General features: G+C 63.2%; 21 protein-coding genes. 9 read left to right on the forward strand and 12 right to left on the reverse strand.

The window, feature by feature from the left end:
• Positions 1-36 precede the first annotated feature (36 nt).
• On the forward strand, positions 37-1,872 hold the full coding sequence (locus NKJ04_RS04185) for a monovalent cation:proton antiporter-2 (CPA2) family protein (protein ID WP_352673645.1): 1,836 nt from the start codon (positions 37-39) through the stop codon (positions 1,870-1,872).
• 14 nt (positions 1,873-1,886) lie between these two features.
• The gene (locus tag NKJ04_RS04190) at positions 1,887-2,432 is read left to right on the forward strand and encodes a DUF924 family protein (RefSeq protein WP_127295930.1); all 546 of its coding nucleotides are present in this window, start codon (positions 1,887-1,889) and stop codon (positions 2,430-2,432) included.
• Between the two features lie 27 nt (positions 2,433-2,459).
• Here the strand turns inward: NKJ04_RS04190 and folK are convergent, their stop codons facing one another.
• From folK to folP, 3 genes are read right to left on the reverse strand one after another with little or no spacing between them, the layout of a single operon-like run.
• Positions 2,460-2,972 carry a 2-amino-4-hydroxy-6-hydroxymethyldihydropteridine diphosphokinase gene (folK, locus tag NKJ04_RS04195; RefSeq protein WP_352673646.1) on the reverse strand — a complete coding sequence of 171 codons (513 nt, stop codon included), beginning with the start codon at positions 2,970-2,972 and terminating at the stop codon, positions 2,460-2,462.
• Positions 2,956-3,315 carry a dihydroneopterin aldolase gene (gene folB / locus NKJ04_RS04200; RefSeq protein WP_023813034.1) on the reverse strand — a complete coding sequence of 120 codons (360 nt, stop codon included), beginning with the start codon at positions 3,313-3,315 and terminating at the stop codon, positions 2,956-2,958. The genes folK and folB overlap by 17 nt, the downstream gene beginning before the upstream one ends.
• 3 nt (positions 3,316-3,318) lie before the next feature.
• On the reverse strand, positions 3,319-4,170 hold the full coding sequence (gene folP, locus NKJ04_RS04205) for a dihydropteroate synthase (RefSeq protein WP_352673647.1): 852 nt from the start codon (positions 4,168-4,170) through the stop codon (positions 3,319-3,321).
• Between the two features lie 103 nt (positions 4,171-4,273).
• Here folP and NKJ04_RS04210 point away from each other — a divergent pair, with 103 nt between their 5' ends.
• Positions 4,274-4,933, forward strand: coding sequence for a DUF922 domain-containing Zn-dependent protease (locus tag NKJ04_RS04210; RefSeq protein WP_352673876.1), 660 nt, complete (start codon positions 4,274-4,276; stop codon positions 4,931-4,933).
• A gap of 204 nt (positions 4,934-5,137) precedes the next feature.
• Positions 5,138-6,619 carry an MDR family MFS transporter gene (locus NKJ04_RS04215; RefSeq protein ID WP_352673648.1) on the forward strand — a complete coding sequence of 494 codons (1,482 nt, stop codon included), beginning with the start codon at positions 5,138-5,140 and terminating at the stop codon, positions 6,617-6,619.
• Between the two features lie 3 nt (positions 6,620-6,622).
• On the opposite strand, the gene NKJ04_RS04220 is transcribed toward NKJ04_RS04215, so the two are convergent.
• From NKJ04_RS04220 to NKJ04_RS04230, 3 genes are all read right to left on the reverse strand, one after another.
• Entirely contained in the window at positions 6,623-7,651 is a 1,029-nt protein-coding gene (locus tag NKJ04_RS04220; RefSeq protein WP_013531877.1) for an NAD(P)/FAD-dependent oxidoreductase, read from the reverse strand.
• A 93-nt stretch (positions 7,652-7,744) separates the two neighbouring features.
• The gene (locus NKJ04_RS04225) at positions 7,745-8,065 is read right to left on the reverse strand and encodes a 2Fe-2S iron-sulfur cluster-binding protein (protein WP_013531878.1); all 321 of its coding nucleotides are present in this window, start codon (positions 8,063-8,065) and stop codon (positions 7,745-7,747) included.
• 111 nt (positions 8,066-8,176) lie between these two features.
• Complete coding sequence (locus NKJ04_RS04230; RefSeq protein ID WP_023813039.1) at positions 8,177-8,545, reverse strand: Hpt domain-containing protein; 369 nt, start codon at positions 8,543-8,545, stop codon at positions 8,177-8,179.
• Between the two features lie 272 nt (positions 8,546-8,817).
• Between NKJ04_RS04230 and NKJ04_RS04235 the strand changes: the two genes are divergently transcribed.
• Complete coding sequence (locus NKJ04_RS04235) at positions 8,818-15,129, forward strand: kinesin (RefSeq protein WP_352673651.1); 6,312 nt, start codon at positions 8,818-8,820, stop codon at positions 15,127-15,129.
• A 185-nt stretch (positions 15,130-15,314) separates the two neighbouring features.
• Positions 15,315-15,929 carry a 3'-5' exonuclease gene (locus NKJ04_RS04240; protein WP_352673653.1) on the forward strand — a complete coding sequence of 205 codons (615 nt, stop codon included), beginning with the start codon at positions 15,315-15,317 and terminating at the stop codon, positions 15,927-15,929.
• Positions 15,930-15,980: 51 nt separating this feature from the next.
• Here the strand turns inward: NKJ04_RS04240 and NKJ04_RS04245 are convergent, their stop codons facing one another.
• From NKJ04_RS04245 to NKJ04_RS04260, 4 genes are all read right to left on the reverse strand, one after another.
• Positions 15,981-16,589, reverse strand: a complete 609-nt coding sequence (locus tag NKJ04_RS04245) for an ABC-type transport auxiliary lipoprotein family protein (RefSeq protein ID WP_502895168.1) — start codon at positions 16,587-16,589, stop codon at positions 15,981-15,983.
• A gap of 79 nt (positions 16,590-16,668) precedes the next feature.
• Entirely contained in the window at positions 16,669-18,042 is a 1,374-nt protein-coding gene (locus NKJ04_RS04250; protein ID WP_352440287.1) for an MlaD family protein, read from the reverse strand.
• A 14-nt stretch (positions 18,043-18,056) separates the two neighbouring features.
• Positions 18,057-18,878 (reverse strand): ABC transporter ATP-binding protein, encoded by an 822-nt coding sequence (locus NKJ04_RS04255; protein WP_352673657.1) that lies wholly within the window; start codon positions 18,876-18,878, stop codon positions 18,057-18,059.
• Between the two features lies 1 nt (position 18,879).
• Entirely contained in the window at positions 18,880-20,067 is a 1,188-nt protein-coding gene (locus NKJ04_RS04260; RefSeq protein WP_023810578.1) for an MlaE family ABC transporter permease, read from the reverse strand.
• A 76-nt stretch (positions 20,068-20,143) separates the two neighbouring features.
• Here NKJ04_RS04260 and dgcA point away from each other — a divergent pair, with 76 nt between their 5' ends.
• Positions 20,144-21,127 carry an N-acetyl-D-Glu racemase DgcA gene (dgcA, locus tag NKJ04_RS04265; protein WP_352552982.1) on the forward strand — a complete coding sequence of 328 codons (984 nt, stop codon included), beginning with the start codon at positions 20,144-20,146 and terminating at the stop codon, positions 21,125-21,127.
• Here dgcA and NKJ04_RS04270 read toward each other — a convergent pair.
• Together NKJ04_RS04270 and NKJ04_RS04275 are read right to left on the reverse strand one after the other, a co-directional pair.
• A complete protein-coding gene (locus NKJ04_RS04270; RefSeq protein ID WP_352673659.1) occupies positions 21,098-22,312 on the reverse strand; it encodes an MFS transporter in 1,215 nt (404 codons plus the stop codon). The two genes, dgcA and NKJ04_RS04270, sit on opposite strands and share 30 nt — an antisense overlap.
• Before the next feature lie 124 nt (positions 22,313-22,436).
• Complete coding sequence (locus NKJ04_RS04275; RefSeq protein WP_352673661.1) at positions 22,437-23,252, reverse strand: UDP-2,3-diacylglucosamine diphosphatase; 816 nt, start codon at positions 23,250-23,252, stop codon at positions 22,437-22,439.
• Positions 23,253-23,370: 118 nt separating this feature from the next.
• Between NKJ04_RS04275 and NKJ04_RS04280 the strand changes: the two genes are divergently transcribed.
• Both NKJ04_RS04280 and NKJ04_RS04285 read left to right on the forward strand, forming a co-directional pair.
• Positions 23,371-24,150: an SDR family oxidoreductase gene (locus NKJ04_RS04280; RefSeq protein ID WP_352612802.1), complete on the forward strand. Its 780-nt coding sequence runs from the start codon at positions 23,371-23,373 to the stop codon at positions 24,148-24,150.
• A gap of 177 nt (positions 24,151-24,327) precedes the next feature.
• Entirely contained in the window at positions 24,328-26,652 is a 2,325-nt protein-coding gene (locus tag NKJ04_RS04285) for an NADP-dependent malic enzyme (protein ID WP_352673663.1), read from the forward strand.
• Positions 26,653-26,678: the final 26 nt, after the last annotated feature.

Genomic DNA, 26,678 nt, shown 5'->3' on the forward strand with positions numbered 1-26,678 from the left:
ATGCAAGGAGTGCTGTGAGACACAGGGACAAGAGGCATGGCGGCGGAAGCATCGGGCAGTGATCTGGTTCAGGTGGTGGCGCTGCTTGCTGCCGGTGTCGTCGCCGTTCCCATTTTCAAGCGCATGGGCCTCGGCTCGATTCTCGGCTATCTGGCCGCCGGCGTGGTGATCGGCCCGTTCGGCCTCGGCGTCTTTTCCGAATCGGAAGCCATTCTTCATGTCGCCGAACTCGGCGTTGTGATGTTCCTGTTCATCATCGGGCTGGAAATGCAGCCATCGCGGCTGTGGGGCCTGCGCCGTGAGATATTCGGCCTCGGCGCCCTGCAGGTCGGCGTCTGCGCGCTGCTGCTGACCGGTGTCGGCATGGCTGGAGGGTTTCCGATCGCACAATCCTTCGTCGCCGGCGCCGGCTTCGTGCTGACTTCGACAGCGATCGTCATGCAACTTCTCGAGGAACGCGGTGAAATCGCCGCACCGAAAGGCCAGCGCATCGTATCGGTCCTGCTGCTCGAGGATCTTGCCATCGTGCCGCTGCTGGCCTTGATCGCGTTCCTGGCACCCGGTGGAGCCGACACCAGCCTGTCGGAGCGGCTGACCGAGGTCGGCATCGGCCTCGCCGCTATCGTCGGCCTGGTGGTGGCCGGCCGCTATCTGCTCAACCCGTTCTTCCGCATCCTGGCGGATGCCCGTGCCCGCGAGGTGATGACGGCCGCGGCACTTCTGGTCGTCCTTGGGTCAGCCCTCGCCATGCAGCTCAGCGGCCTGTCGATGGCGATGGGTGCCTTCCTGGCCGGCGTGCTTTTGTCCGAATCGACCTTCCGCCACCAACTCGAAGCCGACATCGAACCCTTCCGCGGCATCCTGCTCGGTCTGTTCTTTCTTGCCGTCGGCATGTCGCTCGACCTGCATGTGGTCGCGGCGAACTGGCGGCTGATCGCCGTCTATGTCGTCGCCTACATGGTGATGAAGGCGTTCGGCATCTACATCGTCGCCCGTATCCTGAAGTCAGGCCACCGCGAAGCGCTGGAGCGCGCGGTCTTCATGGCACAAGGCGGCGAATTCGCCTTTGTCCTTTACTCGGCGGCCGCGGCGGTCGGCATCATAGACGGCCAGGCCAACGCGACGCTGACGGCGATCGTTATCATCTCCATGGTGCTGACGCCGCTGGCGATCATCGCCTTGCGCTATCTGACGCCGCGCGACGAGCAGTCGCTCGACGGCGTCGATGTCGCCGATGGCCTGACCGGCAGCGTGCTGGTCATTGGCTTCGGCCGCTTCGGCCAGATCGCGAGCCAGCCGCTGCTGCTGCGCGGCATCGACGTCTCGATCATCGACAATGATGTCGAAATGATCCAGGCGGCGGCCGATTTCGGCTTCAAGGTCTACTATGGCGACGGCACGCGACTGGACATCCTGCATGCCGCCGGTGCCGGCCGGGCGCGCGCCGTGCTGATCTGCGTCGACAAGGCCGATGTGGCTGTTCGCATCGCCCAGTTGATCAAGGCCGAATTCCCACTGCTCACAGTGCTGGCCCGCGCATTCGACCGTGGAACGGCGCTGCAGCTCATTCGTGCCGGCGTCGACTACCAACTGCGCGAAACCTTCGAATCCGCACTTGTTTTCGGTGGCTCGGCACTGGAATCGCTGGGCGTCGACCCCGAAGACGTGGCTGAAACGATCGAAGACGTCAGGCGCCGCGACACCGATCGCTTCGAAACCCAGCTTGCCGAAGGCATTCGCGCCGGACAGCGCTTCCTGAGAGGCAATATCGGCACGCCGATTCCGACACCGCTCTCCACGCCGCGCCGGCCTGGTCAGGCACTCAATGAAGAGACCGCGGGTGTGCTGCACAAGTCCGAACCCGCCGATTGAGCAAGGAACTATGCATGGAATTGGACAGCCGGGCCCTATCGGTCACCAAATTCTGGCGCGATGCCGGCGAGGATGCCTGGTTCGAGAAGAACGAAGCATTCGATGCCGAGTTCCGCGACCGCTTTCTCGGCCTGCACTATGCCGCCGCTCGGCGTGAATGCGACGACTGGCTGGAACATGCCGAAGGCGCGCTGGCGCTGATGATCCTGCTCGATCAGTTTCCGCGGAACTGTTTTCGCGGCACCGGCCATATGTACGCGACCGATCCGCTCGCCAGATATTTCGCAGAGAGGGCGGTCGCGGCCGGCCATGACCTGGCACTCGAGGAAGAACTCCGCGTTTTCCTCTACCTGCCGTACGAGCATTCGGAACTGCTGGCCGACCAGGACATTTCGGTCGAGCTGACGCAGGCCAGGGCCGAGCCCTACCTGAAATACGCTGTCGAACACCGCGATATCATTCAGCATTTCGGCCGTTTTCCGCATCGAAACAGGATGCTTGGCCGCGAAACCACGGTGCAGGAGCAGGCGTTCCTGGATGGTGGCGGCTTCTCTGGCTGAAGATCCGGCTACTGCCTCGTCCGGACCTCAGGCCAGCCACCAATCCCGGCCGGACGACAATCGCTCGATGCCTGAGGTATCGACGGCGACCAGCCGGTCGGTGATGCTGCGACCGCTGACAACCAGGCCGGGTGCGATCTCGGCCAGCGGCGCCAGCACGAAGGCGCGCTCCAGCATGCGCGGATGCGGCACCTCCAGCCCGGTCTCGTGGATGACGCGGTCGCCGAACACCAGAATGTCGATATCGATCAGCCGCGGCCCCCAGCGCTCCTCCCGGACCCGCTTCAGCTTGCGCTCCGCATCGAGGCAGAGGTCGAGCAAGGCACGCGGTGCAAGCACGGTGGAAATCTCGGCGGCCGCATTAAGAAAATCCGGCTGATCGAGCTTGCCCCAGGGCGGCGTGCGATAAAGCGAGGAGACGCCGGTGACGCGCGTATCCGCGTCGGCATCCAGGATGCGCAGCGCCGCGCCCATGGATTTCGCCGGGTCTCCAAGATTGCCGCCAAGGCTGAGATAAACGGTACTATTCGGGCCAGACAACGGTCACCTCGACATAATCGAGCACGCCGGGCACCGGTGCGTTCGGCTTGCGCACCGTGATCTCGGCTTTCTTTATCTGCGGAAAACGCGCCGTCAGCGCACGGGCCACTTCGAGCGCCAGCGACTCGATCAGAAAACGGCGCTGCCCGGTGATGATCTTTTCAATGACGGTGAATGCAATGCCGTAGTGGACCGTATCCTCGATCGAATCCTCGGCAAGCGCCCGGCCTGGATCGACGGTGAGAACGGCATCGACATAGAAGCGCTGGCCGAGCCTTTCCTCCTCGTCCAGCACGCCGTGCCGGGCAAAGAAAGCGCAGTTCTTCATGCGGATGACATACATCGCTCAGTTTCTCGCCCGGTCCATCTGACGCGCCAGCATAGCATCCGCAAGCGCCAAAGCGTCCACGTTGAATGCGACATCGTGGACGCGAAACAGATCGGCGCCCTGGAGCCTCAATATAACGCTGGTCGCCGCTGTTCCGACCCCTCTGTCGGCGGCATCACGGCCGGTGACCGTGCCGATGAAGCGTTTTCGCGACGTACCGGCCATCAGCGGCAAGCCGAGTGCATGCAATTCCGAAAAGCGTGCCATCAGGTCTAGATTTTCCTCCGCCGTCTCCTTGGCGAATCCGAAACCGGGATCGAGCACGATATGATCGTCGGCGATGCCGTTCAGGCGGGCGATTTCCAGCGACTTTCGCAGGAACGTCAGTTGATCGGCAACCGCATCCGGCAGCTTCTGGCGATCCCGCCCGGTATGCATGATGACAAGCCCGGCGCCGGTGTCGGCGGCGACACGCGCAATATCGGGCTCGCGCTGCAAACCCCATACATCGTTGACGATATGCGCGCCGGCGGCAACCGCCAGCCGCGCCGTGTCGGCGCGATAGGTGTCGACCGAAATCAGCACCTCGCTCACGCCCGCCAGCGCTTCGATCACAGGCAGGATGCGGTCCTGTTCCTGGCTGGCCGATACCGCGGCAGCACCTGGGCGCGTCGATTCTCCGCCGACATCGACAACCAGTGCGCCTTCCCCGATCATGCGGCGCGCCTGGGCCAGCGCCTTTTCAGGGGCGTCGAACTGGCCGCCATCGGAAAAGCTATCGGGCGTGACATTGAGGATGCCGACGACCACGGCCTTGCCGCCAAGGTCGAGATGGCGTCCATGCGCCAACTGCCATCGCCTGGCCGTCATTGCTCATCGACCATGGAGTTCATCAATCATGTGTGATCCCTGGCGGATCAATTTCATTGCGCCGGCAACGGCCGTAAAGCAAGGTGGTCGAAGAGGCAACATGATGAAACGATCCATGCTTGGCATGAAAAAACCGTCCTTGGGCGTGAAACAATCCTTGGCTTGCGCGCTGCTGCTCGCCATGGCCCCGCTTCCGGCGGCTTCCGCCAATCTCGTCAAGACGTACAGCTATTTCGCCATCGGCGGCAGCACGCTCGACGACATCGAGGCACAACTCTCCAAACGCGGGCCGGAGGTGAAAAGCACCGGCACGCGGCACCCGGGCGCCACGCAAATGGCCTTCACCACCCGTATCAGCTATGCGCAGACGCCGAGTTCCTGCCGGATCGCCGACGCGGTGGTGACCGTTAAGGTGAAGGTGATCCTTCCCGAGTGGCGCCGCCCGCGCAAAGCAGATGCCGATGTCAGGCTGTTCTGGGATACGCTGTCCGCCGACATCAAGCGCCATGAGGAGCGCCATGTCGAAATCGCCAAGAACCATGGCGGCGAACTCGAAGAGGCCTTGAAGGCCACCTACCCGCAAAAGAACTGCGACGCCGCCAAGGCCAAGGCGGCCGCGATCACCGCGGCTGTCCTGGCCAGGCACGACCGCGCCCAGCTTCAGTTCGACCGCGTCGAAAGCGTCAATTTCGAAAGCCGCATCTTGCGGCTGCTGCGCTACCGCATGGAGCGCATCGGGAATGGCCGACTGCCGCCGGCCTGAACGCACCCGAACTGAAAGCCAAATTCGCCGAAGGTATTGCCAGATTCGAAAAACTTTCGAGCCCCTGTCGAAACCGGCCTATATGGGACGACATATGTCAGGCTCGCCAGACGCGAGCTTAAAACACCAATGCGATCCAAACGGTCAAGAAACCGGAACGGCTGAACAGGGCCGGTCAAATCGCAAGCTTATGGATGAACGATCATGGACCAGGCTGTCGATAACAAAACGATGGCGGAAACCGACACGCCGATAACAGAGAGCGAAAAGAACGCCATCATCGGCGGCGTGCTGTTGTCGATGCTGTTGGCGGCACTCGATCAGACCATTGTCGCGCCGGCCATGCCGACCATCGGGCATGCGCTCGGAAACGCACACTATCTGCCATGGATCGTCACCGGTTATCTCCTGACCGCTACCGCCGTGGCCCCGCTCTACGGCAAGATTTCCGATGTCTACGGACGCCGGCCGACCGTCTATGCCGCGATCCTGATCTTTTTGGCGGGATCGCTGGTCAGTGCGATGGCTCCCAACATGTTTGTGCTGGTTGTCGGGCGGGCGATCCAGGGCGCCGGCGGCGGCGGCTTGTTCGCTTTGACGCAGACCGTCGTCGGCGATCTCGTTCCGCCGCGCGAGCGGGCACGCTATGCCGCCTGGTTCTCCGGCACATGGGCTGTCGCCAGCATTGCCGGTCCATTGCTCGGCGGCACTTTCGCCGAGCACCTGCACTGGTCGCTGATCTTCTGGATCAACATTCCGCTTGGTCTTCTTGCGATGGCGATCATCAACAAGCCGCTCAAGAAACTGCCCGTTGCCGCAAAGCGCCATCGTATCGACGGCCTGGGCGCATTGCTTCTGATCGTTGCCACGGCGCTGCTGCTGCTCGCATTGAACTGGGGCGGCAGCGCCTATCCCTGGATTTCGCTTGAAGTCATCGGCGTTCTCTGCGGTTCGGCGATTTTCTGGGGCGCTTTTGCCTTGCGGCTTATGCGAGCCGCCGAGCCGCTCATCTCGCTTGAAGTGCTTGGCAATCCAATCGTTCTGGCAGGCACGCTTTCGATGTTCCTGCTTCAGGCCGCGAGCGTCGGCATGGCTGTGTACCTGCCCGTCTATCTTCAGGCGGTGCTCGGCCTGTCGGCAGCAGAGTCGGGCATCGCGATGCTTGGGCTTCTGCTGGGGACCGTCGGCGGCGCGGCATTCAGCGGGCGCATGATACCGCATTTCACCCACTACAAGCGCATTGCAATGGTGGGCGTCGTCTTCAGCATGCTGTGCCTCTGCCTGCTGGCCGTCGTCGCAGGATATGCAACGCTGCTGGAGGTAGAGGTCTTGACGATCTGCATCGGGTTTGGAACCGGAACGACGTTTCCGGTCACCACCGTGTCGGTCCAGAACGCCGTCGATCGCGTGCATCTCGGCGTCGCGACGGGCGTGCTGACATTCCTGCGTTCGCTTGGCAGTGCGCTTGGGGTCGCGATGCTCGGCGCGGTCGCTCTGGGTTACGGCTTGCCGCTTGCCGGTGAAGGCGTGCGGATCGTGGGCCATAGCGCGACGGTCGAGCCGTTCGTGATGATCTTTGCCGTCGCCGCCGCTACATTGCTGCTGGGGTTGATCACGCTGACGCTGATGCCCGAAAAAGAGCTTCGCGGTTACGCCGACAATGCGGCGCCGATGCTCGCCGAGTAAGGTTCAGCCGGAGACGCCAAGCTTCTTCTGCAGGCTGGTCGACGAGGTCGTGTACTGGAAAACGATGCGCTCGCCGGGGCTGATGATGCGCTTGGCGGCCTGCGCCATCAGCGCCACTTCGTGGAAGCCCGACAGGATCAGCTTCAGCTTGCCCGGATACCAGTTGATATCGCCGACCGCGAAGATACCGGGCACCGATGTCTGGAACTTCTCGGTATCGACCGGAATAAGGTTCTCGTGAAGGTTGAGACCCCATTCCGCGATCGGTCCGAGCTTCATGGTCAGGCCGAAGAACGGCAGCATGCGCGTGCAAGGCACCTCGACGTCGCCATCCGGTCCCTTGATGGTGGCCGATGACAGCTGGCCGTCGGCACCGGTCAATCCGGTCACCTGCCCGACCTGGAACTCCAGCTGTTTCATCTCCTGCATGGCATACATCTTGTTGACGCTGTCGGGGGCGGCACGGAACTCGGGCCGCCGGTGCACCAGCGTCACGCTCTTTGCCACCGGCTGCAGGTTCAGCGTCCAGTCGAGTGCCGAGTCGCCGCCACCGACAATGACGAGATCGTGGCCGCGAAAATCCTCCATCCGGCGCACCGAATAGAAGACACTCTTGCCTTCATAGGGCTCTATGCCGGGGATCGGCGGACGCTTGGGCTGGAAAGAGCCGCCGCCGGCGGCAATCACCACCACCTTGGCCTCGAACACCTCGTTTTCGTCGGTGGTGACGCGAAAACTGCCGTCCTCTAGTTTTTCCAGGCTGGAAACCATTCGGTTGTAGCTGAAATCAGGCTTGAACGGTGCGATCTGCTCGAGCAATTTGTCGACCAGCCCCTGCGCCGAGATCGAAGGCCAGCCTGGAATGTCGTAGATCGGCTTTTCCGGATAGAGCTCCGCGCACTGGCCGCCCGGCCGATCGAGAATGTCGATCAGGTGGCACTTCATGTCGAACAGGCCGAGCTCGAACACGGCAAACAGGCCAACCGGCCCTGCCCCGACAATAAGCACGTCTGTCCTGGTGATGTCGGTCATGCCTGTGCCTCGCTGCGAAGAGAGCAGGACACTGCATGACCAATGCTCCGCTGCCAAGCCGCAGCGGGAAAAATCAGTTGGCAAAAATACCGCTTATCCCTGGCGGGCAGGCACCCGTACGACCAGGCCGTCAAGCGCATCGCGGACCTTGATCTGGCATGACAGGCGCGAGTTGGGCTGGACGTCGTAGGCGAAGTCCAGCATGTCCTCTTCCATCGCTTCCGGCTCGCCGACTTCAGCCGTCCAGGCTTCGTCGACATAGACGTGACAGGTGGCACAGGCGCAGGCACCGCCGCATTCGGCTTCGATCCCGGGCACGGCGTTGCGGATCGCGTTCTCCATGACCGTAGAGCCGTTCTCGGCGTCCATGTCGAAATGCGTGCCGTCATGGGCAATGAAAGTCAGCTTGGTCATTTGTCACCTGAAGGGAGTTCCAGCCGAGATAATCACTCCGGCTGACAAGTCAACTGCCGCATGAAAGCGCCGCCCGATGACGTTTTTCCGCAAATCGGGTTCGGCGCGGATTCAGCGGTTGATGGCGGCGATGAAATCGCGCACTTCGTCGATCAGCGTGCCAAGCCGCTTGAGCGTCTGGCCGTCTTCCGGCCGGTGCTCGATCTCGGTGGCGCAATCGGCGATGGCAAAGGCGCCGACGCCCCGTGCCGAACCCTTTAATCCATGGGCGAGCAGAAGCCGGTCCTTGATGTCGGCGTCGACTATTCTGTCGCGGACGGACAGCGCCTGCTGTACAAACAGCGCCAGCACCTCTTGCTCAAGACTGCGGTCGCCCATCGTCTGGCGGGCAAGGTGTGCCAAATCGACCGGCCGTGACCGCCTTGGTCCGGATACGTCGCCCCCGGGCATTGAGAAGGCAATGCCGCTTTCGCCACGCATGAACTCGAACTCCGTTTCTTCGATTCGCCCAAAAACCTAGGCGAATCCAATGGACAACGGGTTAATGAATGGCCGGGAAAAATGTTGCCAAAGCGGCGCCCAAATCACAGTTCCGTTAACCTTATATTTAAAGTTTTACGTATCCCGCGGAATGCATGTTTTCTTTACCCCCCTGTGTCATTACGATACGAGGGGTCCATTTTCAGCCTCCTGCGCGGGGCAAGACAAACAGAATTATAAGCCCGCGGCAGCTAGTACAGGGTAGCGAAGGCATGGCAAAGAAACCAACGACGACGAGAACTCTCGACAGCGACGTGGCCAGGGAACTGGAAAAGGCGCTCGATCTCGACCTCAGCAACGAGATCGGCAGCGGCGACCTCGACATCGCGGCTTCGATGGAGGATCTGGAAGCTCAGATATCCCAGGCGGCCGACGAGCTGGCGCGCGAGGGACGCAATCATAAGCCGGAACAAAACCCGGAGCCTGTGGTCAATCAGAACCACGCCGCGAAACCCGCGCCCAAGGCCAAGCCTGCCGAATTGCGCCCCGTGGAACCGCGCAATGGCGCCCAGCCCGCGGGTTTCGCGCCGGCCAATGACGATCGCCAGAAGGACTACAAGACGCTTCTGCACAGCCTCAACAGGCGTGCCTCGAACACCATTTACTGGGTCGTCGCCTTCGTTTCGCTCGCCTGGTTCGCCGGCGCCGGCGGTTTGGCCAATCTGCTTTTCGGACCGAGCATCTGGAGAATCCGTACGCTCGACCAGTTCCTTGCCCGTCCGGAACTGATCGGCCTCGCCGTCGCGGCCATCGTGCCCGTCATCCTGTTCTGGGCCTTCGCCGCCATGATTCGCCGCGCCCAGGAAATGCGCATCGCCGCACAGTCCATGACCGAAGTGGCCTTCCGCCTGACCGAGCCGGAAAACCTTGCCCAGGATCGCGTCATGATGATCGGCCAGGCCGTTCGTCGCGAGGTTGCAGCCATGGGCGAAGGCATCGAACGCACACTTGCCCGCGCCGTCGAACTGGAAACGCTTGTCCACAGCGAAGTCAACCAGATCGAACGCTCTTATTCCGAGAATGAATCCCGCATCCGTTCGCTGGTCGACGGGCTCGGCAGCGAGCGCGAAGCCGTCGTTACCCATGCCGAGCGCGTCCGCGCCTCGATCACCGGCGCGCACGAGACGCTGAAGGACGAGATCGGCGCCGCCTCCGACATCATCCGCGACTCGATCCTCAATGCGTCGACCAAATTGTCGATGACGATCACCAATTCCGGCGACACGCTCATCGACCGCATCAACGAAAGCTCGATGTCGATCTTCGATTCGGTGGAAGGCCGGCTCGATTCGATCACCGATCGGCTGTCGACCTCGGGCGAGGCCTTCGCCAGCCTTCTCGACACCCGCATTGCCAAGCTGACGGACACCACGGACGGCCTGACGCGGTCGCTGACCGATCTGCTCGACGATCGCACCACCGGCATGGTGTCGCTGCTCGGCGGTGCCGCGCGCACCCTCAATTCCGAATTCGAGGCCAGCCTCAACGGCATCGAGCGCACGCTCGCCGAACGCGGCCAGGCACTGATCAGCGAGTTCCAGACCCGCGCCGAGGCGCTCGACACCGGAACGCAGAAGCTCAATGCGGCACTCGAGGCCCGTGCCCGCCAGATCAACGAAACGCTGGTCGAGCGCGCCCGTGAAATCGCGCACACCTTCGCCGAGAGCAAGGACACGCTGTCGGCGATGATCGATCAGGGCAAGACCCAGATCGGCGCCGACATGGCCGACATCGTCACCTCGACCTCCTCCATGCTCGAAGCCCGCGCCAGCGACTTCGCCGGACGCATGGAAGCCGCCCGTCACGTCGTGTCGCGTTCGTTCGACAGCGACATCCAGCGGCTCGCCGACGCCCGCGTCGGCATCGAGGAAGCTGTCGAGAACCACAGCAGGAAACTGTCCGAAAGCCGCGAACGCATGGCCGCGGCCATGGAGGCCGACCTGGCGAAGTTCGCCGAGGGCCGCGCCGGCATCGATGCGGCGGTGACCAACCAGGTGCAGAAGCTGGCCGAAGGCCGCAGCCTGATCTCGCGCGCTCTCGAAGAGGATCTGCGCAAGGTCAATGAATCGCGGGCGGCCATCGATGCGTCGCTCGGCAGCCATCTCGAAAGGTTGGAAGAAGGCCGCAACAGGCTCTCCACTGCCCTAAACGAAGACTCCGGTAAACTGGTGCAAGCCCGTACGATCATTGATGAAATGGTCGCTGGCCATGTCGGCAAGCTCGCCGAGGGCCGCAACATTCTGTCGCGCGCCTTGGAAGCCGACCTCGGCAAACTGTCCGACAGCCGCGCCGACATTGACGGTCTGGTCGCCGGTCAGGTGGAAAAGATCGCCGAAGGCCGCGCCGTGCTCGCCAAGGCGTTGGAAAACGACATCGTCGGCATCAAGAGCCTCATCGAAACCCATTCCGCCAAACTGGCAGAGGACCGCACGCAGCTTTCCCATTCGCTCGACAATGATCTGTCCGGCATACGCGGCCTGATCGAAAGCCATTCGGGACGGTTGGCCGAGGACCGCGGCCTGCTGTCGCAGACGCTCGAAGCCGACCTTGCCAAGCTGGCCGAGAGCCGCTCGAGCATCGACGGTCTGGTCGCCGGTCAGGTCGAAAAGCTGGCCGAAGGCCGCGACATTCTCAAGCGCGCCCTGGAATCCGACCTGAACACGATCAAGGGCGTTATCTCAAGTCAGTCGGAAAAGCTGGCCGAGGACCGCGGTCAGCTTTCCCGGGTCCTGGAAGCCGACCTGCAGAATGTGAACAGCGTCATCGCCGATCACATGAACAAGCTTGTCCAAGACCGCTCCGCCCTGTCCAGGGCCCTTGAGGACGATCTCGCCAAGCTGGCCGACAGCCGCTCCAGCATCGACGGGCTGGTTGCCGGTCAGGTCGAGAAGTTGTCCGAGGGTCGCGACATCCTGCGGCGTGCCCTTGAATCCGACCTCAATGCAATCAAGGGCACCATTGCCGACCAGTCGCAGAAGCTGGTCGATGACCGGGCACAGTTCGCCCGGGCACTCGAGGCCGATCTCGAAAGCGTCAACGGCCTGGTCAACAGCCATTCCGAAAGGCTCGTCCAGGATCGTTCAACGCTGTCGAAAGCGCTTGAAGCCGACCTCGAAAATGTCGGCGGCCTCGTCAACAGCCACGCGGAAAGGCTTGTCCAGGAGCGCTCGACCCTGTCGAAGGCGCTCGAGGACGATCTCGCCAAGCTGGCCGAGAGCCGCTCCAGCATCGATGGCTTGGTCGCCGGCCAGGTCGAGAAGCTCGCCGAAGGCCGCGATGTTCTCAAGCGTGCGCTGGAAGCCGATCTGGCCAAGCTGGCCGAAAGCCGCTCCAGCATCGACGGCCTGGTCGCGGGCCAGGTCGAGAAACTGGCCGAGGGCCGCGACATTCTCAAACGCGCCCTCGAAGCTGACCTGCAGAAGCTGACCGAAAGCCGCAGCGATATCGACGACGTCATCGCCGGACATGTCGGCAAGCTGTCCGAAGGCCGCAATATGCTGACCCGCGCGCTGGAAGACGATCTCGGCAAGCTCGCCGAGACCCGCAAGGACGTCGACCGCTCGCTGTCGGGCCACATCGACCAGATCGCCGCCAGAAGCTCGGACATCTCTGCCGCGATTGCGGGAGATGTCGAGAAGATCGAGCAGGCGTTCAGCCGTCAGACCGGCATCATCGAGGAGCGCGCCGGCACCATGGAGCGTGCGCTCTCGACAGGCGTCGACAACGTCCGCGCCGTCCTCGAGAAGAGCGCCGTGTTTGTCGCCGGCGCCCTGCGCGAGAAGGTGCTGGAAGTCACCAGCACCCTGCACGAGCAGGCCGGTGCCGCGTTCAGCGACGCCGACCGCAAGATCGCCGAGCGCGCCGAGCAGACCTCCGCCGCCCTTTTGGCGCGGGCCGAAGACATCGCCCGCACCTTCGAGGATGCAGACCGTCGCCTGCACGCCCGTGCGGAAGATACGTCGAGCGCCTTGCTTGCCCGTGCGGACGACACGTCCAGCTCGCTGCTGGCCCGCGCCCATGAAACCGCCGATCAACTGGCTGCTCGCGCAAGCGAGATCGCCGGCACCTTCGAAGCGGCGGACCAGAAGCTCGCCGCCCGCGCCCAGGAAACCGCCGATCAGCTGACCGCCCGGGCTCAGGACACCGCCGATCATCTGGCAGCTCGTGCAAGCGAGATTGCAGGCACGTTCGATGCCGCCGACCAGAAGCTGGTCGCCCGCGCCATCGAAACGGCCCAGTCGCTGGCCGCGCGCGCCGGCGACATCCTGCGCAACTTCGAAGGCGCCGACCAGCGGCTCGGCATGCGCATCGGCGAATCGGCCGAAGCGCTTGCCGCACGCGCATCGGACCTTGGCCGCATCTTCGATGCCGCCGACCAGCAGCTCGTCTCGCGCATCGCCGAAGGTTCGGAAGCGCTGTCGAGCCGTGCCTCGGAAATCGGCCGTATCTTCGACGACGCGGATCAGCGCCTGGTGTCGCGCATCGCCAGCAGCACCACCACGATCGGCGAGCATGCCGAGACAATCGTCGGTGCCTTTGCCGATACCGAGCAAAGGGTCGCCGAACGCGCCAGGCGGACCGGCCAGGAAATGGCCGTGCACGCCCGCGAAATCGAGCAGGCGCTTGCCGGCGCCGACGAGCGGCTCGCCTCGAGCGCGGCGGCCGCGGCCGCCCGTGTCGAAGAGCAGGTCTCAGGCGTCGAGAACCGCCTCGCCTTCACGGCCGAGACGATGGGCCAGAAGCTCAACGAACAGGTGTCGAATGCCGAGGCGCAACTCGTCTCGCGCGCCAATGTGATCGCCGAGACCTTCACCGCGGTTGGCCAGCATATCGGCCAGAGCACCAACGATGCCGCCAAGACGATCGGCGCCAACACCCGCGAACTCAACACCATGCTCGCCGCACGTTCGGCCGAAATGTCGAAGATCCTCGACGAAACCGCACGGCCCTTGGTCGAGCGTTTCGCCCAGGGCGGCTCGGACCTGCAAAAGAGCATGGAAGAGGTCACCGAACGCGCCACCGAGAAGCTGCGCAGCGAGAATGCCGCGCTTGTCGACGCACTCGCGAACCGCACCGCCGAAACCTTGTCGGCGGTCGAGGGCGCCCGCTCGTCGCTGTCCGACAGCGTCGCCGATCTCATCGGCCGGATGACCAAGTCCAGTTCGCAGCTCGGCCAGCTGATCGAGCAGGCCGCGGTCAATCTCGGCCAGGTCGATGAACGCCTGAGCGGCAGCACGCAAAGCTTCGCCGCCACCACGGAGAAAGCCGCGCAGACCTTCGCCAGCTCGGCGCGACTGGTCGATTCGAACACGACAAGGCTGACGGAACTGTCGTCGTCCACCTTGCGCGAGGTCGCGTCGATCGCCACCAAGTTCGACGAACACAGCCGCCTGCTGTCCAGCGCTTCGGACCTGCTGAGCTCGGCCCAGAGCAATCTCGAACACACGCTCGAGAGGCAATCGTCGCTCGAAGACCTCGCCGTCGGCCTGGTCAAGAAGTCGGAAGATCTCGAAAGGGTCATGCGCTCGTTCGAAAATCTCGTCGGCCAGACGCTGCAGAACGCCGAAGGCAAGACGATGGAATCGGCCGACAAGATCCGCAATGCCATCACCGACGTCGTCGATTCGGCAACCAAGCGCTTTGCCGATGCGACCGAAGAGATGCGGCGCACCGCGGGCTCGATCAAGAGCGAACTCGACCTGACCCGGGCCGAGCTCAAGAAGGGCGTCATCGAAATGCCGGAAGAGGCAAAGGAATCGACCTCGGCCATCCGCCGCGCCGTTTCCGAGCAGATCAACGCCCTCAAGGAGCTTTCGGACATCGTGGCCAAGTCCGGCCGCGGCGGCGGTGACGGATCAGAACCACGCAACCTGCGCCCGGCGCCGCAAGCGCCGGCCGCACGCGCTGCCGAGCCGCCGCGCCGCGCACCGGCACCGCAGCCGGACCTGCGCACGCCTCAGGCGCCCTTGGGCGGCCCTGCATTGCGAAGCACGCTCGACCTTGAGCGTCCTGCCGAGGCGGCACCGCGTCCGCGCGGCGATGCCAGTGCCCGCACGCCTCAGGGCGGATGGGTGCGCGATCTGCTTACCGCGGCATCCAACGATGAGGACCTCAGGTCGGCAGCCCCTACGGCCCCCGTGGAAGCGCAGCGCGCTACTCCTGCCCAGCGCTCGCCCCTGCATGTCGTGGAATCGCTGAACTCGCTCTCCGTCGATATCGCGCGTGCCATCGACCACGATGCTTCGATCGAGCTGTGGAACCGCTACCGGCGTGGCGAGCGTGACGTGTTCACGCGGCGGCTCTACACGCTGAAGGGACAGCAGACGTTCGACGAGATCCGTCGCAAGTATCAGGCCGAGGCCGAGTTCCGCGCCGCCGTCGACCGCTACTGCGACGATTTCGAGAAGCTGCTCAAGGATGTCTCGCGCAACGACCGTGACAACATCATGGCGCAGACCTACCTGACGTCGGACACCGGCAAGGTCTACACCATGCTGGCCCATGCGAGCGGCCGCCTGCACTAAGACAGGAATTGAACAGGCGGGGCCATGGTCCCGCCTGTGACTGCGCTGAACCTCCGGCACGCGCCGAACCTGCCCGTAGCACGTTTGCAAGCCGATCGACGCGTTCGGGACTTGCCCAAGTCGGATTTCCGACGCACTGAAGTCCAACGACAATACCCGCTGCCCTGACGCTCGAGGGTGTGATCGTGAAGACGGCAATCATATTCGACTGCGAGTTTCTTTGCCTTGAGGGCTCGCAACGGCGATTCTGGTGCGCGGCCCACGATCCTGACCCGGTGATCGCACAGATTGGCGCGGTCAGGCTTGGACTTGAAGGCGACTTTCCCCTGCTCGGCACACACAAGGCCTATATCAGACCGGTCGACCGGTTTGGTCAGAGATACGCCCTCGACCCGTTCTTCACCAAACTGACCGGCATCACCGAGGAAGATCTGGAGACCGAAGGCGTGGCGCTAGGAGATGCGCTCGCCGACGTCGATCGTTTTTCCGACGGGTCGCGATTCTGGTCCTGGGGCAAGGACGAATTGAACATGATCGCCATCAGTTGCTATGTCGCGGGCATTCAGCCTCCGGTCCCGGCCACCCGGTTTGACAATGCCGTCAAGCTGCTGATCGCGGCCGGAATGCCGATCGAGGATCTGGCGAGAACGCCGAGCAACAAGCTCGCCGATTACTACGGCGTCGAACACCCGCCATTGCAGGGGCACGACGCGCTCGATGACGCGCTGTCCGTCACCTATACCCTGCAGCACCTGATGAAGACCGGAAAGCTCCGCCCGGAAATCTTCGACCGCTTGTAGGTAGAGAAGCCTGGAGGGATGAAGCTTTGTGGGATTCCGGCGCCCCCGCGCTCAGATCACCGAATCCGTCCAGCTCACGATCTGCCCGGCGGCGTCGCCGAACGCCTTGTCGAGCGCGCTGACATAGGCAGGATTGCCGCTGCCCGAGACGGGTGCGGCTGCGGTGAAGCTCTTGGAGGCACGGACCTCGCCGTTGCGATCGTTCAGGATGCGCACGAACAGGTCGACCTCGGCATGCTCGCCGCCTTCAACGCGCACCTCGAAGGAGCGGATCTCGACGATCACCTGATAGTCGATCGCCAAGCCCTCGCCCGGCTTGCCGACGCCGGCAAAGCTGCCCGAGCGCTGGAACGTCTCGGCCAGCCGCGCCTGCACGATCAGCGGCAGCCGGTCGGCCCATTGCGCGCCCTTGAGATACTGGATCGAGCGATCCGACGGCTTGATGACGATGTTCTGGCTGTCCAGCGCCTTGAGCGCCGACGGCTGCGCGATCAGGATCTGCCGGCGGCTGTGGCCATGCGCGTCGACCGAAGGCGCCGACAACTCGAACGTATCGAGCGGCGCGGGCTTGCCGCCCAACGCCGCGCAGCCGGCCAGCGTCAAGGCAAGCAGTGCCGCAGCCGAAGTCAACCCACCCGTTTTCACCCACACAGACTTCACGCGCGATCCCCGTTGTCCCCGGATCGTAAGATCGACCCGCTTTCGCGGCTCATGTTTCTGGGGCGCGCCGACGCCGAAGTCAACGCCGCGCCCTGCCATCGAATTGCCGAACCTCGCCGTCGCCACCCGAAAGGATGCGCTGCGGATTGCGGCTGAGATCGGTCACCGCCTCTTCGATGCGGCTGATCGAACGGCGGCTGTCCTGCACCAAAGCCTCGACATTCGAAAGCCCCTGTCCCGAGAAGCGCGCCAGATTGTCGGTGATGACGCCAAGGCGGGCATTCAGCGTGTCGGCAACCTGCTTGAACGACTTCAGCGTCGCCCTGGCATCCGCCATCACGCCGTCGGCCTGGCCCGACCCGAGCAAGGTATCGACCTTGGCAAGAATGCCATCGACGCGCACCGAGGCATCGTTGAGCCGTTGCGCGAGCTGCTTTGCATCCTTGATCGTCTGGTCGATGTCGTCGGCCCGGTTGGCGAACTTGTGGGTCACCTCAGCGATGTCGGCGGCGGCCTTGTCGGCGCTCTCGCTGGCCTTTTGGATATTGGCGAGCGCCGAGCGCACTTGTGCGGGATCGATACCGTCGAGCACGTTGTCGACCTTGGCCAGCGTGCCTTGCGTCCGTTTGGTAAAATCGTTGACCGACCCCACGGCCGTATCGACGTTCTTGATCACGCCGTCGAGCTGCTTCGACGTCTCCTTGAGGTTACCGGTTACCGCGTCGACATTGGCGACGATGCTCTTGATCTTGTCCTTGTCGACGGCGTTGAGAAGGCCTTCGGCTGCTTTCAGCGTGCCGTCGAGTTTGCCGGAAACGCCTTTAAGCTCATCCGCCAGCGTGCTGGCGGCGGACAGGAACTTGTCGATGCCATCCGAATTCTTGGCCAGCGCATCGGAGAAGGTCTGGACATTCTGGACGGTCTGCGTCAGCGGCCCGCGAACGTCCCTGGTGAAGCCTTCGAGCTCGGTCAGCACCTTGTCGGCGCGGGTGAAGATATTCTGCGCCGTCTGCAAGAGGTTGGTCACCGCCGACGGGTTGGCGACGATCTCGGCGACCTTACCTTCCTTTTCCGCCTGGTCGAGGAGTTTCACTTCCTTGGGGTCGGCGCCCTTGAGCTCGATGTTGGCCTGCCCGGTCAGGCCGGCAAGCCCGATATCGGCTTGCGTCGATTTGGTGATCGGTGTCATGCGGTCGATCTCGGTATCGGCGATGGCAACCGTCGGATTGTCGACATCGATATAGACGCGCTTGACGTCGCCGACCTTGACCCCGTTGAACAGCACGAAACTGCCGCGGCCAAGCCCGGACGCAGAGCCCGGAATGCGCACGCGCAGCAACGTCGTCTCGCCCTTGTCGCCGATGGCCGCCGTCCAGTAGACGAAGGCAAACGCCGCCAGGATCGCGGCCAGCGTGAAGATGCCGACAATGACGTAGTTGGCTCTGGTTTCCATTGTCCCACTTATGGCTATGCGCGCGCCGCAAGATCAAGTTGCCGGGCGCGTTTTCCGCGGAAATAGGACTTTACCCACGGTTCCTCGCTCTTCAGCATGTCGCCGATGGTGCCTTCGACCAGCACTTTTTTCTTGCCGAGCACGGCCACCCGGTCGCAAGCGGTGAACAGCGTGTCGAGATCGTGCGTCACCATGTAGACGGTCAGATCCATCGTATCGCGCAGCTTGACCACCAGCTCGTCGAACTCCGCCGCGCTGATCGGATCGAGGCCCGATGTCGGCTCGTCGAGGAAGACGATGTCGGGATCGAGCGCGAGCGCCCGGGCCAGCGCGGCGCGCTTGATCATGCCGCCGGACAGTTCGGACGGGAATTTCTGCGCTGCATCGGGCGGCAGCCCGACCAGCTCGATCTTGAGCATCGCCAGTTCGTCCATCAGCTTTCGCGGCAGGTCGAGATATTCGCGCATCGGCACCTGGACGTTTTCCAGCACTGTCAGCGCCGAGAACAGCGCGCCGTGCTGGAACAGCACGCCAAGCCGCATGTCGATGCGCAGACGCTCCGCATCATCAGCTTTCTCGATATCGACGCCGAACAGCTTGATCGTACCCGACTGCTTGCGCGTCAGGCCGAGAATGGTGCGCAGCAGAACGGATTTACCGGCACCCGAGGCGCCGACAAATCCAAGGATTTCGCCGCGCCTTATGTCGAGCGACAGTCTGTCGAGGATAAGCTTGTCGGCGAAGGACACGCTGATGTCGTGCGCGGATAGCACGATGTCGCCCTCGCCTGTGTCATCAGCCAATGCGCCTGCCCTTTTCCTGTTTCGCAGCTTCATCTCAGAACTCGATCGCTGCGTAGAACATGGCGAAAAGTCCGTCGAGGATGATGACGACGAAGATCGACTTCACCACCGAAGCGGTAACATGCTGGCCGAGCGATTCGGCGCTGCCGCCGACCTTCATGCCTTCGACCGAGGCAATCGTGCCGATGATCATGGCCATGAACGGCGCCTTGATCAGGCCGGCAAAGATGGTGCTGAGATCGATGGCGACGCGCAGCCGGTCGATGAAGGCGGCCGGCGGGATGTCGGAATAGAGCCAGGCAGCCAGTATGCCGCCGCCGAGCGCGGCGAAATTGGCGATAATGGTCAGGCACGGCAAGGCGATGACCAGCGCCACCAGGCGCGGAAACACCAGGACACCGATCGGGTTGAGCCCGATGACCTTCAGCGCGTCGACCTCCTCGCGCATCTTCATCGAGCCGATCTCGGCGGTGATCGCACTGCCGGAGCGGCCGGCGATCATGATTGCCGTCATCAGCACGCCAAGTTCGCGCAGGATCAGCACGCCGACCAGGTCGACGACGAAGATATCGGCGCCGAAATAGCTGAGCTGATAGGCGCCTTGCTGGGCAACGATGGCGCCGACGATCGCCGACATCAGCACCACCACCGGAATGGCGCCGACGCCCATGCGGTCGATCTGGTTGAAAATCGCCGCCGGGTTGACGGCATGGCCACGGCCGAGCTTCATCTGCGCGCCACGGATGGTGGCGCCGAGGATGTTCATCGAGGCGAGAAAATCGTCGCGCATCTCGTAGACCCGGCGGCCAACCGCCTCCAGCGCGCGAATGACGATGTTGGGCGGTCGCGCCGGGCCGGATTCGGGTTCGCGCCGCACGGCCTCGCCGACAGCTTCGAGCAGGATCGAAGCGATCTCGCTCTGGCCTTGCATCTGTATCTCGACGCCCTTCTTCTCGAAGGCGCTGACCAGCCGGTCGATCAGCCAGGCGCCGGCGGTGTCCATCTTCTCGATCTTGGAAACATCGAGCGCCAAGGTTTTGAAGCCGCTTCGCTTTTCGATCTTGCGCATGTCGGCGTCGATGAGCGCGACGGTCCTTGTGGTCCAGATTCCGGAGAAAGCGCAGCCAAGAACGCCATCCTCCTCGCCGATCGCCACGCGCGGTTCGTGGTCAGCCTCCCCTGCGGTCGTGCCGCTTGCGTCGCGCTTGCCGATGGTCAACATGGCGTCCTGTTTAGCCTGACGGGTCTGACCTGTCGATTTGCCGACAACGGTTGTCGCATAGCAGGAGCAGAAAAATATGGCGCGTGTCATTTCGGTCGAGGCCGAGCGTTTTCCCATCGCCGGAACCTTCACCATTTCGCGCGGTTCCAAGACCGAAGCCGAGGTGATTTCCTGCACGATCGGCGACGGCGGCCACTTCGGCCGCGGCGAATGTGTCCCCTACAAGCGCTATGGCGAGACCATGGAGGGCGTGCGCGACGCGATCGAGGCCATGCGTGGCCGGATCGCCGGTGGCATCGGCCGGACCGCCTTGCTCGATGCGATGCCGGCCGGAGCCGCCCGCAACGCCATAGACTGCGCCCTGTGGGATCTGGAGGCAAAGCTCAGCGGAACCTCGGTAGCAGTCGCGATAGGTGCTCTTCCCTTGCAGGCGCTTGAAACCGCCTACACGCTGTCGCTGGGCGAGCCGGAGGCGATGGCGGCGCAGGCCCGCGTCAATGCCGCGCGGCCGCTGCTCAAGGTCAAGATCGGCGGCGACAACGACATTGCCCGCATCCGCGCGGTCAGGCAGGCAGCGCCAGACAGCCGCATCATCCTCGACGCCAATGAGGGCTGGAGCGACGACAACATCGTTGCGAACCTCGCTTTTGCCGCCGAACAAGGCATCGCGCTGATCGAACAGCCGCTGCCGGCCGGTCGTGACGAGATCCTGCGCCATATCGCCCATCCCGTGCCGATCTGCGCCGATGAAAGCGTGCACGAGGCTGAGAATCTCGAAGCGCTTGTCGGTCTTTACGATGCGGTCAACATCAAGCTCGACAAGTCGGGAGGCCTGACTGCGGCACTGGTGCTGCGCGATCGCGCCCGCGAACTCGGTTTCGGCGTGATGGTCGGCTGCATGGTCGGCACGTCACTGGCGATGGCGCCAGCGGTGCTGCTTGCCCAGCATGCCGATTTCGTCGACCTCGACGGTCCGCTGCTGCTTGCCCGCGACCGGGTACCGGGCCTTATCTACCAGGGATCGCTGGTGTCACCGCCCGATGTGGCGCTGTGGGGCTGAGCGCGCAGCAAGCCCGATGAGCACCAGCCCGATCAAGGCGATCGGGATCATGGCAAAGAAGCCGTCCACGCCGAGACGGTCGTAGAGCGGGCCGGACGCCAGCGTCACCACCGCCATGAAGAAGCCGTTGGAGAAATAGGCAATGCCTTGCGCGGCACCTGTCCGCTCCTCGGAGACGGTTTCGCCGATCATCTTCTGCAGGCCGATCAGCCCAAGCGCCACCGAGACCGAGTGCAGCGACTGGACACCGAAGAAACCGGGAATGCCGAGGCCGAGCGGCCAGACCAGCGGAAAGGCGATCCAGCGCACGATGGAGCCGATCCCCGCCATCACCATGATCGACACGACGGAGAACCGGTCAAAAAAGCGGGTGAACATCATGAACATGCAGACTTCCGACACCACACCCCAAGCCCATAAGAGACCGACAACCGAATCACTGATGCCGATCGATTTCCAATAGATGGAGACGAAACCGTAGAGGAATGCGTGGCTGGCGGTGATGACGCCGACGCCGACGGAAAAATACAGGAAATACGGGTTGACAAGCTTCGGCGCCGAATGCTGGATGTCGGCGGCCGACAGCGGTGAGGCGCGCCGCGGACGGCCTAGACGCGGCGCCAGCAGGCCGGCGGCAAGGGCCGCGGCAAACGCCGCCAGAATGACAACCGGAACGGCCTGCGAGCCGGCTGCCGACAGAATGAAGCCGCCGGCGACATTGGCGCAGAGATAGGAGATCGAGCCCCATTTGCGCATGCTTGTGTAGTTCGAACCGAAGCGGCGGACACCCGAAAGCGCCAGCGAATCGGCGATCGGCGAATGCGGCGTCCAGACAATGGTCAGCGCCAATGAGACCGCCAGCACTATCGCATAGGTCGGCGGCAGGAAATAGCCTGCCGACAAGAGCAGTGATGCAGCCATCAGCGCGACATAGACATCGGCGCGGTCCCTGGCACGGTCGGCCAGCGCGGTCAGTAACGGCGTCGTCACCACGCGCAGGAACATCGGCGCCGCCAGAATGACGGCGATCTGCTCGGCGTGAAAACCCTTGGCCTGCAGCCACAGTGGAAAATAAGGCAAATGCGTTCCGAGCGGCACGTACAGCGTCGCGAAGATCAGGCTCATGCGCAGTTCGAAATGGCGCGGCTTGACGAGTTGTTCGGACGAGAGCTGCGGCAGGGCCATGAATCGATCCAATCGCGCTGTATTCGACCGGACGGCAACGCGTGTCGATCCCTTAACATGGACGAAAACCGGACGAAACCGGTTGGACTAATTGATTGATTCCGAAGCCCGAAAAGACTTCGGACTATGCCGCCTGCCCTACCCGGTCTTCGATGAGCAACGGGATAAAGGGCTCGTCCGGCGCTTCGGGCAGCACCTGCGCCCAGGTCAGAATTTCCATGCGGCCGTCAAAATGCTCGACCACGGCCGTACAACTTTCCACCCAGTCGCCGGTGTTGATGTACTGGACATCGCCAAAATTCTCGATGGCGGCATGATGGATGTGGCCGCAGATGACGCCGTCGACATGCGAGCGGCGCGCCTCGTCCGCTAGCATGGTCTGGAACGAGCCGATGAAGTTCACCGCCTTCTTGACGTTGTGCTTGGCCCAGGACGAAAACGACCAATACGGCAGCCCGAGCAGTTGCCGCAGCCGCGTCACCACGCGATTGACCAGCATGGCCGCGTCATAGGCATGGTCGCCGAGATAGGCGAGCCAGCGCGCATTGTGGACGACGGTGTCGAACTGGTCGCCATGGATGACGAGCAGGCGCTTGCCGTCGGCGGTCTCGTGGATGGCGCTGTCGGCGACGACGATGCCGCCGAAATGCACGCCCTGGAACTGGCGGGCGAACTCGTCATGGTTGCCAGCGATGTAGGTGATGTTGGCGCCCTTGCGCGCCTTGCGCAGCAGTTTCTGCACGACGTCATTGTGGCTTTGCGGCCAATGCCAGCTCCGTCGCAGCCGCCAGCCGTCGACGATGTCGCCCACCAGATAGATGATATCGGCATCGTGATATCGAAGGAAATCGATCAGGAACTCGGCCTTGGCCGCCTTCGAGCCCAGATGGACGTCGGAAATGAACATGCTGCGGAAAGTGCGGGGCTCTTGGCCGGACATCGCGATTTCACCGTTGCTTTCGCGAGCCTATGCCCCGATTCATGCAACAACCGTATGACGGTTGCGATTGGTCCAGCCGAAGGACTAGCTTGCCGGCCAAATCACAGGAGAAATCGTCATGGATCTTGGTATCCGCGGAAAGAAGGCCATCGTCTGCGCTTCGAGCAAGGGGCTCGGAAAAGGCTGCGCCATGGCGCTGGCCGAGGCCGGTTGCGACATCGTCGTCAATGGCCGCAACGCCGAACTGGTGGCCAAGACCGCCGCGGAGCTGCGCGAGCGTTACGGCGTGTCGGTGACGGAAGTCGTCGGCGACGTCTCCAAGCCCGAGGTGCAGAAGGCGCTGCTCGCGGCCTGTCCCGAGCCAGATATCCTCGTAAACAACAATGGCGGGCCGCCGCTTCGCGACTTCCGCACGCTTGATCGCGAAAAAATCCTCGAAGGCGTCACCCAGAATATGGTGACGCCGATCGAGCTCGTGCAGGCCGTGCTGGACGGCATGGCGGCACGCGGCTTCGGCCGCATCGTCAACATCACCTCGCTGTCGGTCTATGTGCCCATCCCCGGCCTCGACCTGTCGTCCGGCGCGCGCGCCGGCCTGACCTCGTTCCTTGCGGGCGTGGCCAGAACGGTTGTCGACCGCAACGTGACCATCAACAGTCTTTTGCCGGGCAAGCTCGACACCGACCGGCTGCGCGGCCCGCATGAAGCCGGCAGTGTCGAAAGCCCTGAGGCCGCAGCCGCGCGCAAGACCCGCATCAGCGCCGACGTTCCGGCCAAGCGGCTCGGTACGCCGGAGGAATTCGGCCAGATCTGCGCCTTCCTGTGCTCGGTCCATGCCGGCTATCTGACCGGGCAGAACATACCGGTCGATGGTGGTCTCTACGTCAGCGCATTCTGATCAACTTGTCCGTGAAACTGCAGGAATCGTCTGTCAGAAAATCAAGATAAGCATCTGATTAATTGTGGCTTTCGACGCGCCGCCGGGTAAAGCTCTCGGCGCGTCAATTAGCGTCGCGAAAAACCACGGCTGCATGCTAAAAGGGAATCTCCAGCCAGATTTCGAGGGAGCGGCCGCATGGAAGGCGAGAGCAAAAAGACGGCACGTTCGGACCTCGACGAAGCCGCCCTCTACTTCCACAAGCACCCAAGGCCGGGAAAACTCGAGATACAGGCGACCAAGCCGCTCGGCAATCAGCGCGACCTGGCGCTCGCCTATTCGCCTGGCGTCGCCGCCCCATGCCTGGAAATCCGCGACGATCCGGCGACCGCCGCCGACTATACCGCGCGCGCCAATCTTGTCGGCGTCGTCACCAACGGATCGGCCGTTCTCGGCCTCGGCAATATCGGCCCGCTGGCCTCCAAACCGGTCATGGAAGGCAAGGCCGTCCTGTTTAAGAAGTTTGCCGGCATCGATGTCTTCGACATAGAGATCGACGCGCCCGGTATCGAGCGCATGGTCGAGACGATCTCGGCCCTGGAGCCGACCTTCGGCGGCATCAACCTCGAGGACATCAAGGCGCCGGAATGTTTCGAGGTCGAGGAGCAGTTGAAGGCCCGCATGGCCATACCGGTCTTTCACGACGACCAGCACGGCACCGCCATCATTGTCGCCGCCGCCGTGCTCAACGGGCTGGAATTCGCCGGAAAAACCATATCGGACATCAAGATCGTCACCTCCGGCGCCGGGGCTGCCGCCCTTGCCTGTCTCAACCTGCTGGTCTCGCTCGGCGCCAAAGTCGAAAACATCTGGGTCACCGACCGTTTCGGCGTTGCCTACAAGGGCCGCACTGATGAGATGGATCGCTGGAAAGACCCTTATGTAAAGGACACCGAGGCGCGCACGCTGGCCGACGTCATATCGGGCGCCGATGTCTTCCTCGGCTTGTCGGCGGCAGGCGTGCTGAAGCCGGAACTGCTTGAGCACATGGCGCCAAAACCGCTGATCCTGGCGCTGGCCAACCCCAATCCCGAGATCATGCCGGAAACGGCGCGTGCGGCGCGTCCCGATGCGATGATCTGCACAGGCAGGTCTGATTTTCCTAATCAGGTCAACAACGTACTTTGTTTTCCTTACATATTTCGCGGCGCGCTCGACTGTGGTGCCAGCGCTATCAACGAGGAGATGAAGATGGCGGCGGTGCGGGCGATCGCAGCGCTAGCACGCGAAGAGCCATCCGATGTCGCGGCACGCGCCTATTCCGGCGAGACGCCGATCTTCGGCCCTGAATTCCTGATCCCTTCGCCCTTCGATCCGCGCCTGATCCTGCGCATAGCGCCCGCGGTCGCCAAGGCAGCCTGCGACACCGGTGTCGCGACGCGGCCGATCACCGACTTCGCCGCCTATATCGACAAGCTGAACCGCTTCGTCTTCCGCTCCGGCCTGGTGATGAAGCCGGTGTTCTCCTCCGCCAAGGCATCGAGCGCCAAGCGCGTCATCTATGCCGACGGCGAGGATGAGCGCGTGTTGCGCGCCGCCCAGGTGGTGCTCGAGGAAGGCATCGCCGAGCCGATCCTGATCGGCCGCCCGCACGTCATCGAGGTGCGCCTGAAGCGCTACGGCTTGCGCATCAAGCCCGGTGTCGATTTCGGCCTGATCAACCCGGAAGACGATCCGCGCTACCGCCATTATGTCGACCTTTTGATCGAACTCGCCGGCCGGCGTGGCGTGACGACGGAGGCCGCGCGCACCATGGTGCGCACCGACAACACGGTAATCGCAGCGCTTGCGCTGAAGCGCGGCGATGCCGATGCCATGGTCTGCGGCCTCGAAGGCCGCTTCGAGCGGCATCTGCGCAACGTCACCTTGATCATCGGCCCCCGCGCCGGCATCAAGGACCACGACCTGTCGACGCTTTCCATGCTGATCTCGCAGCGCGGCATCATCTTCCTGACCGACACCCACGTCTCCGTCGACCCGACGGCGGAAGAAATCGCCGAAATGACCGTGCTGGCGGCGGAAGAAATCCAGCGCTTCGGCATCGAGCCTAAGGCAGCGCTCTTGTCGCATTCCGATTTCGGCTCGCGCGATTCGCCCAGTGCCCTGAAGATGCGGCAAGCAGCGGCGATCCTGGCGCGCATCGCGCCTGACCTTGAATGCGATGGCGAGATGCATGCGGACACTGCTCTGTCGGAGCACCTGCGCCAGCGCGTGTATCCCCATTCGAGGCTGAAGGGCGAAGCCAATTTGCTGGTGTTCCCCAACCTCGATTCGGCCAACATCACGCTGACGGCGTTCAGAACCATGACGGATGCGCTACACGTCGGGCCGATCCTGCTCGGCACCGACATGCCGGCGCATATATTGACGCCGTCCGTCACCTCGCGCGGCGTCGTCAACATGACGGCGCTTGCCGTGGTCGAAGCCGCCCACAAGGCACAGGCGGTCGTCAATCTGGGCTGAACACGGATTTCGCGGTAAACTGCAGT

This window comes from Mesorhizobium sp. M0618 (assembly GCF_040320765.1).
In the GTDB taxonomy this organism is placed as follows: Bacteria; Pseudomonadota; Alphaproteobacteria; order Rhizobiales; family Rhizobiaceae; genus Mesorhizobium.